This window comes from Desulfotomaculum sp. (genome assembly GCF_982386235.1).
This window is the reverse complement of record NZ_CEVWQM010000010.1, coordinates 18,129-33,509: the sequence shown is the minus strand read 5'-3', so window position 1 is coordinate 33,509 and position 15,381 is coordinate 18,129. Positions and strand designations below refer to the sequence as shown.

At 43.4% G+C, this 15,381-nt stretch carries 16 protein-coding genes; 12 read left to right on the top strand and 4 right to left on the bottom strand.

Annotated features, from left to right (window positions below):
- The first annotated feature begins 8 nt into the window (after nt 1-8).
- The 4 genes from feoB (at nt 9) to AC1U9Z_RS07735 (ending at nt 4,615) form a co-directional block, all read left to right on the top strand.
- Nucleotides 9-1,961: a ferrous iron transport protein B gene (gene feoB / locus AC1U9Z_RS07750; RefSeq protein ID WP_479956753.1), complete on the top strand. Its 1,953-nt coding sequence runs from the start codon at nt 9-11 to the stop codon at nt 1,959-1,961.
- A 4-nt stretch (nt 1,962-1,965) separates the two neighbouring features.
- On the top strand, nt 1,966-3,204 hold the full coding sequence (locus AC1U9Z_RS07745; protein WP_479956751.1) for a D-alanyl-D-alanine carboxypeptidase family protein: 1,239 nt from the start codon (nt 1,966-1,968) through the stop codon (nt 3,202-3,204).
- 62 nt (nt 3,205-3,266) lie between these two features.
- Complete coding sequence (locus AC1U9Z_RS07740; protein WP_479956749.1) at nt 3,267-3,716, top strand: Fur family transcriptional regulator; 450 nt, start codon at nt 3,267-3,269, stop codon at nt 3,714-3,716.
- A gap of 188 nt (nt 3,717-3,904) precedes the next feature.
- Nucleotides 3,905-4,615, top strand: a complete 711-nt coding sequence (locus tag AC1U9Z_RS07735) for a YetF domain-containing protein (protein WP_479956747.1) — start codon at nt 3,905-3,907, stop codon at nt 4,613-4,615.
- A gap of 299 nt (nt 4,616-4,914) precedes the next feature.
- Here the strand turns inward: AC1U9Z_RS07735 and AC1U9Z_RS07730 are convergent, their stop codons facing one another.
- Nucleotides 4,915-5,757 (bottom strand): Mrp/NBP35 family ATP-binding protein, encoded by an 843-nt coding sequence (locus AC1U9Z_RS07730; protein ID WP_479956746.1) that lies wholly within the window; start codon nt 5,755-5,757, stop codon nt 4,915-4,917.
- Nucleotides 5,758-6,112: 355 nt separating this feature from the next.
- On the opposite strand from AC1U9Z_RS07730, the gene motA reads away from it, so the two are divergent.
- Nucleotides 6,113-6,916 (top strand): flagellar motor stator protein MotA, encoded by an 804-nt coding sequence (gene motA, locus AC1U9Z_RS07725; RefSeq protein ID WP_479956745.1) that lies wholly within the window; start codon nt 6,113-6,115, stop codon nt 6,914-6,916.
- The gene (locus tag AC1U9Z_RS07720; protein WP_479956743.1) at nt 6,888-7,601 is read left to right on the top strand and encodes a flagellar motor protein MotB; all 714 of its coding nucleotides are present in this window, start codon (nt 6,888-6,890) and stop codon (nt 7,599-7,601) included. Before motA ends, AC1U9Z_RS07720 begins: the two co-directional genes overlap by 29 nt.
- A 258-nt stretch (nt 7,602-7,859) precedes the next feature.
- On the opposite strand, the gene AC1U9Z_RS07715 is transcribed toward AC1U9Z_RS07720, so the two are convergent.
- From AC1U9Z_RS07715 to AC1U9Z_RS07705, 3 genes are all read right to left on the bottom strand, one after another.
- Entirely contained in the window at nt 7,860-8,072 is a 213-nt protein-coding gene (locus AC1U9Z_RS07715; RefSeq protein ID WP_479956740.1) for a hypothetical protein, read from the bottom strand.
- Nucleotides 8,073-8,118: 46 nt separating this feature from the next.
- Nucleotides 8,119-8,337: a FeoA family protein gene (locus tag AC1U9Z_RS07710; RefSeq protein ID WP_333530601.1), complete on the bottom strand. Its 219-nt coding sequence runs from the start codon at nt 8,335-8,337 to the stop codon at nt 8,119-8,121.
- A gap of 230 nt (nt 8,338-8,567) precedes the next feature.
- Nucleotides 8,568-8,711: a hypothetical protein gene (locus AC1U9Z_RS07705; RefSeq protein ID WP_333530602.1), complete on the bottom strand. Its 144-nt coding sequence runs from the start codon at nt 8,709-8,711 to the stop codon at nt 8,568-8,570.
- 180 nt (nt 8,712-8,891) lie between these two features.
- On the opposite strand from AC1U9Z_RS07705, the gene AC1U9Z_RS07700 reads away from it, so the two are divergent.
- The 6 genes from AC1U9Z_RS07700 (at nt 8,892) to AC1U9Z_RS07675 (ending at nt 15,298) form a co-directional block, all read left to right on the top strand.
- Entirely contained in the window at nt 8,892-9,788 is an 897-nt protein-coding gene (locus tag AC1U9Z_RS07700; RefSeq protein ID WP_479956739.1) for a patatin-like phospholipase family protein, read from the top strand.
- A gap of 277 nt (nt 9,789-10,065) precedes the next feature.
- Nucleotides 10,066-10,872: a histidinol-phosphatase gene (locus tag AC1U9Z_RS07695; RefSeq protein WP_479956738.1), complete on the top strand. Its 807-nt coding sequence runs from the start codon at nt 10,066-10,068 to the stop codon at nt 10,870-10,872.
- A 232-nt stretch (nt 10,873-11,104) separates the two neighbouring features.
- Nucleotides 11,105-11,533 (top strand): division/cell wall cluster transcriptional repressor MraZ, encoded by a 429-nt coding sequence (mraZ, locus tag AC1U9Z_RS07690; protein ID WP_479956852.1) that lies wholly within the window; start codon nt 11,105-11,107, stop codon nt 11,531-11,533.
- 74 nt (nt 11,534-11,607) lie between these two features.
- The gene (gene rsmH / locus AC1U9Z_RS07685) at nt 11,608-12,549 is read left to right on the top strand and encodes a 16S rRNA (cytosine(1402)-N(4))-methyltransferase RsmH (protein ID WP_479956737.1); all 942 of its coding nucleotides are present in this window, start codon (nt 11,608-11,610) and stop codon (nt 12,547-12,549) included.
- A 37-nt stretch (nt 12,550-12,586) separates the two neighbouring features.
- The gene (gene ftsL / locus AC1U9Z_RS07680) at nt 12,587-13,114 is read left to right on the top strand and encodes a cell division protein FtsL (protein WP_479956735.1); all 528 of its coding nucleotides are present in this window, start codon (nt 12,587-12,589) and stop codon (nt 13,112-13,114) included.
- Nucleotides 13,115-13,156: 42 nt separating this feature from the next.
- Entirely contained in the window at nt 13,157-15,298 is a 2,142-nt protein-coding gene (locus AC1U9Z_RS07675) for a stage V sporulation protein D (RefSeq protein ID WP_479956733.1), read from the top strand.
- Nucleotides 15,299-15,381: the final 83 nt, after the last annotated feature.

The window sequence follows — 15,381 nt, the reverse complement described above, 5'->3', positions numbered from 1 at the left end:
GGTAAAGAATGCAATATAATCAAACACCCACCACCGGGGTTAGCGGAAGAAATATCATTTTGGTGGGTAATCCGAACGTGGGTAAATCATTGTTTTTTAATTACTTGACGGGAAGTTATGTGGATGTGGCAAACTTTCCCGGGACAACAACAAATGTTATATGTGGACGCTGCGGCCAGGATGCCGTAACCGATACCCCGGGTATTTATGGAGTTTCCTCTTTTAGCGAGGAAGAAAAAATTACCCGGGATATTGTTTTGCATGGGGATATATTGCTTAATATTGTCGATGCGGTGCATCTGGAAAGGGATTTATTTCTTACCCAGCAGCTCATTGATACTGGGCGTCCGGTGGTAGTTGCCCTAAATATGATGGACGAGGCTGAAAATCAGGGCATCAAAATAGACATTGTGGTGCTAAAGGAACTTTTAGGGGTTCCGGTGATTGCCACCGTAGCAGTAGAAGAAAAGGGATTGGAACAGGTGCGGCAAGCCATCCATGAGGCTAAGTCTGGTCGGGTGTTGTCGGTGGTGGAAGAAAAATTGGCAGAATTGCCTGATACCATATCCCGCGCTGAAAAACTGCTAGTGCTGGAAGGTGACCCAATTGTTTCAGCAAGAAATGGTGTTGAACCGGGTCCTTATCGAACACTTTTTTACACGGAAAGACGGAATTGGATCAATAAAGTGGTATCGATGTCCGTTAGAGAAACTAGCACGCGGGAGATTTTGGGCTCACGGCTAAGCCGCTGGATGATTCAGCCTGTTACTGGTATCCCACTGTTATTATTAACTTTATTTTTGCTTTATCAACTTATTGGTGTCTTTGTGGCCCAAACTGTGGTAGCATTTACGGAAGAGTTTATTATGGGTGAGTATTTTCAACCCCTCGCTAAGGCAATGGTTGGCCAGGTAGTGGCACCTGGCACAGCGGTAAATGAAATTTTGGTAGGGCAGTTTGGCGTTATCACCATGACCGTTACCTATTTAATTGGTCTATTGTTGCCTTTAGTGTTAGGTTTTAATTTTGTCCTGGCTCTCCTGGAAGATACCGGTTATTTGCCTAGGATAGCAACCCTATTGGATCGCATTTTAACCTTCTTTGGTTTAAATGGTCAAGCTGTCATTCCTCTGGTATTGGGCTTTGGTTGTGTAACGATGGCTTTAATGTCCACACGTTTGCTAGGTTCTGATCGGGAACGACGCATAGCCACGATTATCCTGGCCTTGACAGTTCCTTGTTCCGCTCAATTAGCTATTATTGCCACGATGTTGGCCGGGCTGGGCCCTGGCTTTGCCGTGGTATATGGTATGCTAATTTTTAGCGTGTTTATTGCCGGAGGAACTTTGTTAGATAAGGTTATCCCTGGAGAGTCTTCTTCCCTTTGGATTGATCTTCCTCCCTTGCGTTTGCCTCGTATGGGTAACGTCTTTAAAAAAACCTGGAACAAGAGCAAGGAATTTATTACAGAAGCGGCTCCTTTGTTTGCTTTAGGAGCGTTAGTCCTTGGCTTACTTGAGGTGACGGGGATCTTAGAGGCCATCGAAAATGCACTGGTTCCCCTTACCGTAAGCTGGTTGGGACTACCCAAAGAGGCAGCCAGTGGCTTTATCATGGGGGTCATACGACGGGAATTTGGTACAGCTGGTCTTTTTACCTTTCCCATGTCGGATATACAAAAACTAGTGGCCCTGACCACCATCACTCTGTTTGTTCCTTGTATTGCCTCGGCCATGGTCATTTATAAAGAGCGGGGTTGGAAGGAAGGAACTGCCATTTGGGTTGGTGTTATTATTCTAGCATTTATTTTGGGTGGTCTAATCAATCAATCATTGGCCTTTTTTATCAGCAATTTTCCGTCGGCAGAACCCCTTACGATGTTAGGAGGTGTCATTCTAATAGGGCTGGCTATAATTTTAGGATTGAGTTCAATTATTCCCAGATCCTTTAGGAGCAGGTGATGTTGTGTGTAAGATAGGTTGCCGTATTCTCTTCGTTATGTTGTTAATATTGCCTTTTAATACCATGGCCTTGGCCGGGGAACCTCAAATTGTTGGAGAAACAGCTGTTTTACTGGATGCCAAATCAGGTACTGTGTTATATGGCAAGGAAGAACACAAAAAAATGTACCCCGCCAGTACCACCAAGGTCCTCACAGCTTTGCTGGCCTTAGAACGCTCCCAATTGACTGAGCAGGTTACCATTGGCCCCAATCCAAGCAAGGCTGGCGGAACATCCATTTGGCTGCAGGAAGGGGAACAACTGACCCTAGAGGAACTACTCCATGCCTTAATGTTAAACTCTGCCAACGATGCAGGGGTTGCCATTGCAGAGCACATAGCAGGTTCAGTGGATAAATTTGCCGAGCTGTCCAATGAACGGGCGAAGCAAATTGGTGCCAAAGGTACCCATTTTACGAATCCCCACGGTATGCCCGGTAAAGAACATTATTCCACTGCCTACGATTTAGCCTTGATTGGTCGAGAGGCCCTAAAGAATCAAGACCTACGCAGAATTATTACCACCATTAATCACGAAATTCCCAGGGCTGATCCCGAGGCCCAAAAACACCTTTTTAATCATAACAAGCTTTTATGGAGCAAAACGTATGGTTATAAGGGTGCAACTGGGTTAAAAACAGGCTACACGGTTGAGGCGGGTCAGTGCATTATCGCTTCCGCCGAAAGAGATGGCATGGAGCTTATTGCCGTGGTTCTGCGCAGCGAAGGTTTTAATATATGGACTGACGCAAGCAAATTGTTGGATTATGGCTTTGCCAACTTTACCAGCAGGCAATTAGTCAAGGGTGGTCAGGTAATGGCTGATGTACCCGTACAGCATGGTAAAGGTTCTGTCAAACTATTGACTAAGAATGATTTATATTATACTTTTCCCAAAGAAGGTAACATTGACCTCCATGTAACCACTGAACCGGATGAGGAAGTGTCGGCACCCGTCACCAAGGGCGAGGTTTTAGGGGCAGTGGTTATCCGAAAAGGGGAAGAGATCGTGGGAAAGGTTCCCCTGGTGGCCCATGCGGCAGTACAAAGGGATTGGAAGATGACGCTAACAACCTGGTTTAAATGGGGTTTACCATTGTTGTTGTTTTTTCTTTGGCTGCGCAGGAGGATTTACTTAAGAAGAAAAAGACAGCAAAGATTAGCCCGCAGAAGGAAGTATTATAATTATCCAGAGCCCCAATAAGTACATTGACACCCCTGTTAAAAAGCAATATACTGGAAAAAAGCGTGGGTGGTGTCTTTCCTTTGAACAAAATTATAACCCAGGTTGGGGATAAGTTAAGGTCTCACGATTATAAGTTAACCCCTCAACGGCAGATTATCTTGAAGGTTATGTTAGAAAACAAGGACAAACACCTTAGTGCAGAGGATGTTTATACCCTTGTTAAACGCAAGGCCCCGGACGTGGGCTTGGCCACTGTTTATCGAACCTTAGAGCTGTTTTTGGAGCATGAAATCGTTCATAGTGTAAACTTTGGCGATGGGCGTAAACGCTATGAATACGGGGACAGCAGTGAAGGACATCACCATCACCATGCCATCTGTTTAAAATGCGGCAAAATCCTTGAGATCAACGAAGATCTCCTGGAGGTGTTGGAGAAGCAAGTAACACAGGATCATGGCTTTACCGTTACAGACCATGAGTTAAAGATTTTTGGTTATTGTAATGCTTGTAAGGAAAAGGGAAATATATAAACGGATAAAGGGACGATGCGAAAAAACCGCTTAAAACTTCAAGTTTTAAGCGGTTTTTAATTTAAAGGCATGGCCATTAGCATAAATTGGTCACAAGCCTAGGAGATCATCCCCCTTTAAATTTATATTATATTAATACAAGGGCAAGGCTTGGGTCATACTAGACTAACAGATCAGGAGTGAAAAGTATGGAACCCTATTTAGAAATTACACTACGTGCGATTGGCGCCTTTTTTGGTCTTTTGTTGGTAACGAGGATATTGGGTAAGGAGCAGATGGGGCAGCTCACAGCCAGTGATTTTGCCAATGCCATTGCCATTGGTTCCATTGCCGCCGAAATGGCCTCCGATCATAAGGAAAATGTCATGTACTATATCATTGCCATCGTTATCTTTGGTGGTCTTACCTATTTAAGTAGTTTACTATCCTTGAAATTCAGACCTGTTCGCAAATTGTTGGAAGGCGAACCAATTGTTGTGGTGCAAAATGGAAAAATACTAGAAAAGAATATGAGAAAAGAACGGTACGATATGGATAATTTAATTATGCAGCTTAGGGAGAAAAATGTATTCCATCTCTCCGATGTAGAATTCGCCGTTTTAGAGCCAAATGGCAAAATAAGTGTTTTGTTAAAAAGTAACAGACAGCCCCTGACAGCCAGTGATTTGAACATCTCTACACCGTATCAAGGTTTATCAAGTGAAATCATTGTAGATGGTAAGGTGATTATACAAAATTTAGAGATGAATGGATTAAACCAGCAGTGGCTGTATAAACAATTAGATATGCAAGGAATCGATAGGATTGAAGAGGTAAGTCTGGCCAGTTTGGATACATCAGGCAAATTATATATTGATAAGTATGCTGATGATTTGCAGCAGAATGTTCGATTAGTCTAGAGAATAAAAAAAGACTAAGGTTGGAAGGTGAATTTCCAACCTTAGCCGCTAGAAAGGATAGAGACTAATGATGATGGTTACCATCGCGGTTTTTTTCATTCAATGATCCCTTTAATTCCTCCATATTTGCATTGCTATTCGCATTGACGGGTAATAATTTTCCTCCGCAACTACAAGTAAGTTTTGTGGAATCCTTATAAAATTTGCGGAGATATTCCACGATTTTTCCGCACTGGTTGCATCGAAACCGTATCATAGAACAAACCTTTCTCAACTTCACTGGTTTGGTTTAAAGACGATTAACTAACCTTTGTATTTACTTTAACTAGTTTGGGAATATCCTCAAAGGCTTTTGTTTTAGATTCTTCCACGAGGCCTTTATCACATAGCTGACTAAACTCTGGCTGAATGGGGAGAACCTCCAACACGGGTAAATCATTTAGAGTATCTCCTTTTTGGAGGGCTTTACCAAAAAGCTCAAATTTTTCACCACATTTTGGACAAGTGGCGTAGGCCATGTTTTGAACGTAGCCCAACAGTGGGGTTTCCATAATCCCGGCCATGCGGACAGCTTTTTTGACCACCATCGCAGCTAGATCCTGCGGTGATGTGACTACTACAATTCCATCAATGGGAATCTGCTGCATGACAGTAAGGGGAACATCTCCGGTACCAGGGGGCATATCAATCAGGAGGTAGTCTATTTCACCCCAATTTACATCCGTCCAGAACTGTTTAACAACATTGGCTATAATTGGGCCACGCCAGATAACCGGCTCATCTTCTTGTTCCAATAATAGGTTTAAAGACATAATGTTAATACCATTCGTACTTACGGCAGGAAGCAGCAGCCCTTGACTTGCCGGAACCCTTTTAACCCCAAACATTTTGGGGATACTTGGGCCAGTTATATCTGCATCTAAAACCCCAACTTTATAGCCCATGCGACGTAAATTTACTGCCATTAAAGCAGTAACGGAAGATTTTCCAACGCCACCTTTACCACTCATTACTGCAATGACACGGCCAATTTTACTTTGACCACCGGGATAGAGTTTAGGCGGTGCACTACATTTTTCTCCACCGCAGGTTCCTTCGTTCATTTCCCCGCAACTTGAACAATTGTTGCTTTCATTGCCCATGACTTTTCCTCCCCTTATGTAAAAAGATTTATATGTAGAGGGTGCTTAACCCCCTGAAAAATTATTGACATCTGTTCAAAACCATCTTATAACTATTGTGAACCATTGTCAATAAGTTTTTTGTTTATCAGCTTTTAAGCAGTTTTGATTGGATGCTTCCAGGTTAACCCTGGACTGAAGGCAAAAAGTAACTTATACATAAAGTAACTTATACATATAGAAGGAAATTCTTTGCTTGATGGTGAATTTAATCTCCCAAAGATAAATCTGCCTGGACAAAATAGGCAGATTTAATTTGCCAATGACGCAGCTCTAGAAATTCTAGCGCCTGTAATAGTTAATGAGGTGTGAGAAAGTGGAAAAATCAACGGTTATCGGTCTAACATTAGGTTTTTTGGCTGTCGGCACAGGTATGGTCCTAAAGGGGGCCAGTCTGATGGCCCTCTGGAACCCTGCTGCCATTATGATTATTGTAGTTGGGACTGCCGCCGCCGTTTTAAATGCTTTCCCTATGGATGAACTGAAAAAGGTTCCTAAACTTGTTAAGATTATCTTTAAAGAACCCCAGATTACACCCAAACGAGAGGTAATCCATAGCTTTATGGCTCTGGCCACCACTGCCCGGCGGGAAGGTTTGCTGTTCTTGGAAAGTCATTTAGAAAGTATTGAAGATCCTTTTATTAGAAACGGCATGCAATTGGTGATCGATGGTGGGGATGCGGAATATGTGAAGTTGCTGCTGGAGGAAGAAATCTATGCCACCGAAGAAAGACACAGAGTGGGGGCACTTATTTTCACCCAGGCCGGTACCTATGCACCTACCCTAGGGGTTTTGGGTGCAGTGGTAGGTCTTATTGCAGCCCTAGGTAATTTATCAGATATTGAAAAACTTGGCCACTCCATTGCTGCGGCCTTTGTGGCTACTCTATTAGGTATCTTTACTGGTTATGTTTTATGGCACCCCATTGCCAACAAGCTAAAGCGCATATCCAGAAAAGAAATCGAAATTAAGCAAATGATTGTGGAAGGGGTTCTGGCCATTCAGGCTGGCAAATCTCCCATGGCTATCGAACAAATGCTGCTGGTCTACCTGCCTGTGTCCGAACGGAGAGCTGAGAGGGAGGAAAATAATGTCCAAGAAACGCAGGGAACAGCATGAGGAACACATGGATGAAAGCTGGTTGGTTCCTTATGCCGATATTTTAACACTGCTGCTGGCGTTATTTATTGTATTATTTGCTTCCAGTACGGTGGATAATCATAAGTTTAATGCCATGAAGGAGTCTTTAAATGCTGCCTTAAACAGCGGGGCGGGGATTATGGATTCTAAAAACATGTCAGAACAATTGATTGATAAAAATCAGATTTCCCAGGATACCATTGTCGAATTACAGCAATTAAAAAGGCAAATGGATCAATATATTCAAGAAAACCATATGGGCGCGGAGATTGAAACAAATATTACCAAAACTTCCCTTGTTTTAACCATTAGGGATCGTGCCCTGTTTGACTCCGGCAGTGCCGTGGTAAAGCCACAGTCCCGGAATATTATGGTGGCAATATCCGATATTTTGCAACAGTATCCCAAATACGAAATTCTGGTTTCTGGCCATACCGATAACCAACCCATCAATACCAGGGAGTTTGAATCCAACTGGGATCTTAGTTCCAAACGGGCTATCAATTGTATGAAAATTCTCCTGGAAAACCCAGCATTGAGTCCCCATAGACTTGTAGCCGTGGGCTATGGAGAATACCGACCCATTGCAGAAAACACCACGGCAGAGGGGAGAGCCCAAAACCGTCGGGTGGAAGTTGTAATTAAAGAAAAGGTGATGGAGTAGTTTATGGCACAGTCTGAACAAGGCTGTGTTTTTTATTGTTTAGGAAGAATAATCTTGTCATCCTGGGCGGTAGCGAAGAATCTTGGGGACAGCCTTCCGATGCTAGAAAAGATCCCCGCTACAGCTCAGGATGATACAAAATTATCATTCTATGTCGGTGAAGACCTTCTACTTTAAACTTTCTGCTCACGGCTATTAAAAAGAAGTGTCGCTTCCCCACTAAAAAGTGGTTTGCGACACTCCGTTTCCTCTTAACCTTTACTTTTTCGTACCACATTTGGAGCAATTACCCGAGCAACCGCCGGGGATTGGTTCGCGGCAGCGGGGGCAGACCAGGGTGAATATTTCCATGGGATAACCACAGCGGGGGCAAATCCTGGTTAAATTGCATGTTGTTTTACTCTTTTCCTTCATTCGATACCACACCCTTTGTGGTGGTTTTACATGATTAATTACAGTTAATTTAGCCATCAACCCGGCCTTTTTTGGGGGTAGGAGCAGGTTCTTGAGCTGACGGCTAATTCAGATCAATATCAATTTCCTTGGCTAATTGACGACCCATGGCAATTTGTTGGCGGTTTTTGCGAATTACAATGGGACCAGCCGGAACCACTTCTTCACATGTCAGCCATTCGCCCTCAGCAATGCCAAAACGGATAGCTTGGGATCGGATAAATTCATTAGTAATGTTTTTGATTACAAAGGACTGACCTCTTTTTACACGGTCAAGGGTCATATCAATCAACTCCTTTGCTTGAGTTTAAGAATCATTATCAACGTCAATTTAAAAAAATAGTTGTCATGTAGCATTCAGAATATAAATGAAAATGGTTATCATTTCTAAAGTTAGTATAGTCCTTAGCTAATCAGTTGTCAATCCCTCTTATAAAAAGTAAGATTTGGTTAATATATATTGTCCGTAAAAAGATAAAAAGGGAGTGGCGCCACTCCCTTTTTAGGCTGTTCCTATTTAGCTGTTTGAGTAAGGGGATGTCTTTCTGCCTCGGGAATATGGCCTAACCTTAGTTGCGGCAGGGTGACATTGTTTCCCCAATGCCATAGGCATCCTTTAGAACCGGGGGTTTGTTGTTTGATCCCTTGAATATCCATTTCATTACCTCCCTGTTTGATTTTTTTAGAATCATTTTATATTGTCCCCAGAACATTAAAGTCCATTAGAGAATTTTACTTGACAATATTTGTTTGAAAATTAGGGATTATTTAAAATCTCCATGCTTCACCACCTTAGGCTATTTTTCATAAAATGATGTCAAATAGGTGGTGATTGAAATGGCAAAAAAAATTGGCCTAGCATTGGGTGGGGGGTTTGTGCTGGGCGCTGCTCATGTTGGGGTATTAAAAGTTTTAGAAGAAAATAAAATAAAACCCCATATGATTGCTGGGACCAGTGCTGGCAGTATGGTAGCAGCCTTATATGCTTCCGGTTGGACTGTTTCGGAATTGGACGAAATGGTTCGAGGTTTAAGACCAGGCATGTTTATTGATGAGTTGGCAGCGGTTGAAAGTTTTTTTGCAATGTCCTTTCAATTATTATTAAACGCATTGAAAATGCCATACCCTTTTAGGGTTCCCTTGGGACTAATGAAGGGGGTAAAAATAGAACGCTTTATTCGGTCGATGCTAGGGAAAAAGGTTTTTGAAAAGGTTCCCCTGCAGTTGGTCATAACTTCTGTTGATATAGCCAGTGGCAAAAAGGTAATTTTTCTTAGTCGGCAGGATCGCTTAAAACTAGCTTCCCGGGAGGATCAAGTACTTATCAGCGGGGTGCCGGTATGGGAAGCAGTTCGTGCCAGTACGGCGGTACCTGGTATATATGAACCAAAAAGAATTTTGAATTTCCTTTTGGTGGATGGTGGTTTACGGGAAAATGTACCTGCCCAGGTATTAAAGGGGCTCGGGGCGGATGTTGTGGTTGCTGTGGATCTGGGTAATGATGGGGAAGAACCTACGGTACCCCGTAATGTTATTGAGGTAATGGAACAAACTTTGGATATTATTCGATCCGAAGCCCTGGAACATGTGCTGGACGGGAATGCAGATGTTCGTATAAGGCCTTTGTTTAAAGGCGTTGGTGCTTGGGATTTTCAAAAAATACCACATATCATTCATCAAGGGGAGCAGGCCACCCGCCAATTACTGCCGGAAATTTTAAGGGTTTGCCGATGAGAAAAGCCACCAGCCCTCAGGCAGCCGCTTTTTAAAATAGGTACTCGGGTTGTCAAAAACCTTTGTCAGCCTGAGCGTTGGCAAGGATTTTCTTTCATTGGCAGGTTAAAACGAAGATCCTTCGTTAACGCTCAGGCTGACATATAATTTTCAATCTTTGCTGTTGCAGTTGATGCATGGTATTCTTTTTTTAAAAAAAAAGCGGAAGGCGGATGGCTATCCAGCAAATCTGTTATATAATAGACCAAATTTCCTCCTAAGGAGTGCATTGTTAACCATGAAAATAGACTACCATATTCACACCTTTCGTTGTGGACATGCAGTGGGGACTGTGGCTGAGTATGTGGCGGCGGCGAGGGGGAAGGGCTTTGTAGAATTTGGTTTTTCTGAACACTTACCCCTTTATTGGCTTCCTAAAGAGAAGAGGGAGCCTGATTTTGCTCCTTTGGATGGAGAACTTCCTATTTATATTGCTGAGGTTCAACAAGCCAGCAGGGAAAACCCGGATTTGTCCATTAAACTTGGTATTGAGGCGGATTTTATTCCTGGACAGGAACAAAAGTTAAAAAATATTCTGCTGGACTTACCCCTCGACTATGTATTCGGTTCGGTACATTTTCTTGATGATTGGGCCTTTGATGATCCAGCTAAAATAGAGGAATATAAAAAGCACGACATCTACGAACTCTACCACAAATACTTTCACCATGTTCAATTGGCCGCTGCTTCCGGTTTATTTGACATCATTGCCCATCCTGATTTAATTAAAAAATTTGGTTTTAGGCCCAAAGTCCCGATCGATAACCTGTATCAGCAAACAGTTAAAGTTATCAAGGAGAATAACCTTTGTGTGGATGTCAATACGGCTGGGTGGCGATATCCCTGCGCTGAATTGTATCCCGCACCAGACTTTTTAAAGCTTTGCTATGAATATGAGGTACCAATAACCCTGGGGTCCGATGCCCATAGGCCGGAGCAAGTGGGGGATGGACTAGACCAAGCCATTGCTATTTTAAAAGAAATCGGCTACCGCCAGGTGGCGACCTTTACCGGGCGGCAGCGCAATATGGTTAAACTTGGCTAAACCAAAATAGAATGATTAGGCATCCCTGCAAAGCACCATCGCAACTGGCGGTGGTGCTTTTGTTGTATCCTAAAAAATGGCCATGAGCCGTAGGTCCTGGGCCTTTCCTAATTAATAAAAGTTTTAAATTTTACGTGGAAAAAGAAGGGATTTATTTTCTGTGCAGCGAATTAGAAGTGGTGTAAAGTGGTAACAAGTGGTGGGAAATACCCAGAGAGTGGTGCAAGATAACATGTTCATGGGGGAATTCCAACACAATATCGACCCAAAGGGTCGTCTTATAATCCCTGCCCGCTTCCGTGAAGGCCTGGGCGACCGGTTCATTGTCACCAAGGGATTGGACAACTGTCTTTTTGTTTACCCTCAGCAAGAATGGTCGGAGGTTGAACAGAAACTTAAGTCACTGCCCTTTACCAGGGCAGATGCCCGGGCCTTTGTACGTTTTTTCTTTTCCGGAGCCACTGAATGTGATGTAGACAAGCAGGGGCGTATTTTGTTGCCTAATAATTTGCGTGAATATGCCAAATTAGATAAGGAAACGATGGTGGTGGGAGTATCCAACCGGGTAGAAATTTGGTCCAAAGAGCAATGGGAGAACTATAATGCCAAGGCCGCAGCTTCCTTTGAGCAACTGGCCGAAAACCTTGTGGACCTACTTTAATAAATAGATTTTTATAATGGATAGGGTCTGGATAAACTACTAAAAACGAAATCAAACGGGGTTAAACCATAAAAATGGAATTTAAACATGTTTCTGTATTGTTAAACGAGTCAATCGAAGGGTTAAAGATAAATCCTCAGGGTATTTATGTAGATTGTACCCTAGGTGGTGCGGGACATAGTTTAGAAATATTAAAGCGATTAGGACCGGCAGGAAAACTGATAGGGATTGATCAAGATCCGGCAGCCATTGCGAATGCTGTTGAAAAACTTCAGGGATTTGCTGGTCAGTTTTATGCAGTAAAAAGTAATTTTTACCAATTAAAGCAAGTGCTGCAAGAAATGGAAATTGATTTGGTGGACGGTTTCTTGTTTGATCTGGGGGTTTCTTCCTACCAATTGGATACACCAGAGCGTGGGTTTAGCTACATGCACGATGCGGAATTGGATATGCGGATGGGACCGGATCAACCTACGGACGCCAAGGAATTGGTTAATGGTCTATCTGAGGAAGAATTAACAACCATTATTCGTAAATATGGTGAAGAACGTTGGGCAAAAAGGATTGCCTCCTTTATTGTCAGGGAAAGAAAAAATAAACCAATTAACACCACTGGGGAACTAGTGACTGTCATTAAGGCAGCCATTCCTGCCGGTGCCAGAAGAGAGGGGCCGCATCCGGCTAAGCGAACCTTTCAGGCCCTGCGAATTGCCGTTAATAATGAATTAGGCATATTGGAAAAAGCCATGAAGGATGCTGTTACAGTCCTTAAGCCCGGCGGCAGGATCAGTGTTATTACCTTTCATTCCTTAGAAGATCGAATGATTAAAGAAACCTTTAAGGAATTGGCGAATCCCTGTACCTGTCCGCCGGCATTTCCAGTTTGTGCATGTGGTAAAAAATCCCAAATTAAAATAATAACGGGTAAGCCCATCGAACCCAGTCAAGAAGAATTAACAGCCAATCCCCGGGCACGCAGTGCAAAGCTAAGAATAGCTGAAAAGCTAAATATTTAATCCATTAAGTTCTAGGTTGGATGGAAGGTGCATAAGCTTGAGTGTAGTACAGGAAAAATTTATCTACTCACTGCCAGAGGAAAGACAATATGAGAACAAAAAAGCCAGCCCAAGGTTTTCCAAACGAGCGATACGCAGGGGAAAGGCCCTTGTTATCTGCTGTGTTATAGCATTGTTTGTTACCGGCGTTACCATAGCCTATTATTATTCCCAGATTGCGGAACTAGGCTATGAAATTAGCAAACTTCAAAAAGAATTGTCTAAATTGCAGGCTGAGCAGGAATATCTGGAAACACAAGCTAACCAATTAATGTCTTTACAACGAATTGAGGCCATTGCTACCACGAAGCTTGGGATGGTAAAACCAGATACCGGCGAAGTGGTTCTGGTTGCCGCCTTACCTAAGAACCCCGAAGAAAAGGCACCAAAAGCCGCCAATCTAGAAGAACCTCAAGCAGCGACGACAAAAGCTGTCAGTGAAGGGGACAATGGTGACAAGATAGAAAAGGGGAAAAGTCCTGTTATTGAGGCCTTTTTTGATTTGGTAAGAGACATAAAAAAGTAACTTAGGGGGCGATAACCCTTCGGCCTGCGGGGAGGAATCAGGGTGAAAACAACAAATATTCTTGTGCGTAGAAGGGTTACCGGTCTTTTTCTAATGGCCGTTGCTTTCCTATCCTTGATAATTTTTCGTCTTGCCTGGATTCAATTTGTACGGGGGGATGAACTGAGACAAGAAGGGATCATTAACCGGATGCGAGATGTACCTGTGGAGGCGAAACGGGGCAGTATCATGGATCGCAATGGAAATGAACTGGTGACTAGTGTTAGCGCCGATTCCATTTATGCGATTCCTAATCATATTGAAAAACCGGATCAGGTTGCATCCCAAATTGCCCCCCTGCTAGACATGGATGTTGAGCAGGTTAAAAAAATAATTACTAAAAAATCCCGTTTTGAATGGATTAAAAGAAAAGTAGATTTTGAAGCTTCCCAAAAAATTAAGGATCTTAAAATAGAAGGCATTGGCTTTGCGGAGGAGAGTCGCCGTTATTATAAACAGGAAACGCTGGCTCCCCATATCCTGGGCTTTACTGGCACGGATAACCAGGGATTAATGGGAATGGAAGCGGCCTTTGAAGAGGAGCTCAAAGGGATACCTGGCAGGATTGTTATTGAGCATGATGCTGCGGGGCGGGAAATTCCCCAGGCACTGCACCAATATATTTCGCCAACCCAAGGAAATAATCTGGTCTTGACCCTGGATCAGACCATTCAGCACTTTGTGGAGAGGGAATTAGACAAGATTGTAGCTACCTATAACCCTAAGATGGCAGTAATTATTGTTATGGAACCCAAGACCGGTAAAATATTGGCTCTGGGTAATCGACCTACCTTTAACCCAAATAAATGGCGTGAAGTACCTCAAAGTGTCTGGGACCGCAACCCAGCGGTATGGTATAACTATGAACCTGGTTCAACCTTTAAGATTATTACTGCTTCCTCGGCCTTGGAGGAAAATACCGTTAAGGTCGGTGACCGCTTTTATGATCCGGGGTTTTACCAAGTGGCTGATCGAAAAATACGCTGTTGGAAAGTAGAAGGACATGGCAGCCAGAGCTTTGAAGAAGTGGTACAAAACTCCTGCAACCCAGGTTTTATTCAAGTGGGACTTGATCTGGGCAAAGAGAAATTTTATAAATATATTCGAGCCTATGGCTTCGGGCAATCCACAGGACTAGGGTTGCCGGGAGAGGCAAGGGGTATTATGATTCCCGAAAAGGATGCTACGAATTTAAACATTGCTACCATGTCTATTGGCCAGTCCATTGCAGTAACACCGATTCAACTCATTACGGCAATTAGTGCGGTGGCCAATGGCGGTATATTAATGAAACCACAGCTTGTGGAAAGAATTGAAGATCAGAAGGGGAAGGTCATTAAAAACATAGGACCCCAGGAAGTTCATCAGGTAATCTCACAAGAAACGGCGAATGTGACCAGTCAACTACTGGAGAATGTTGTGATGAAGGGCAGCGGTAAGAATGCTTTTGTGGACGGTTATCGTGCTGCAGGAAAAACAGGTACTGCCCAGGTAGTATCGGAGCGAGGCGGTTATGCCAGTGGCAAGTATGTGGCATCCTTTGCTGGTTTTGCACCGGTGAATGACCCGAAAATATCCGTTCTCATCATGGTTGCAGAACCTCAGGGAGGCATCTACTATGGTAGTCAAGTGGCTGCGCCGGTATTTTCACCCTTAGCCAAGGATATTCTCCGTTACATGGGAGTTCCTGAGCAAAAGGATTTACCGAAACCGAAGATCAATCCATGGGAAGTTGAAGAAGAACGGATTGAAGTGATCGTACCGAATGTAGTGAACTTACCCCTCGATGAATCACAAAAACTCCTTAGGGAGGCGGGGCTTGCCTTTGAGACAAGGGGCCAGGGTAAGGTAGTTTATGGCCAAATCCCAGAAAGCGGTGCCTTGGTATTATCAGGAACAACCGTTATTTTAGATCTTTCTGGCGCCGGAGGAGGCCAGGAAAAAGCAGGTGAACAGGTTTCGGTGCCTAACTTAAAGGGCATGACCATACGAGAGGCAGGAAATTTACTGGAAAGTCTGGGTTTGAAGTTAGAACCCACAGGTTCTGGCATAGCCAATACCCAAAGCCCCGCGGCAGGTGTCAAATTACTCAGGGGTGGCGTTGTAAAGGTTGAATTCAAACCACCAACGGACAATAAACCATAAGGGCCAAGGAAACCCTGGCCTCCCGTACCGGGGGGTCAGGGTTTTTAAGGCAGTTATTGGCATAAATCATTCTCAAATGGAAA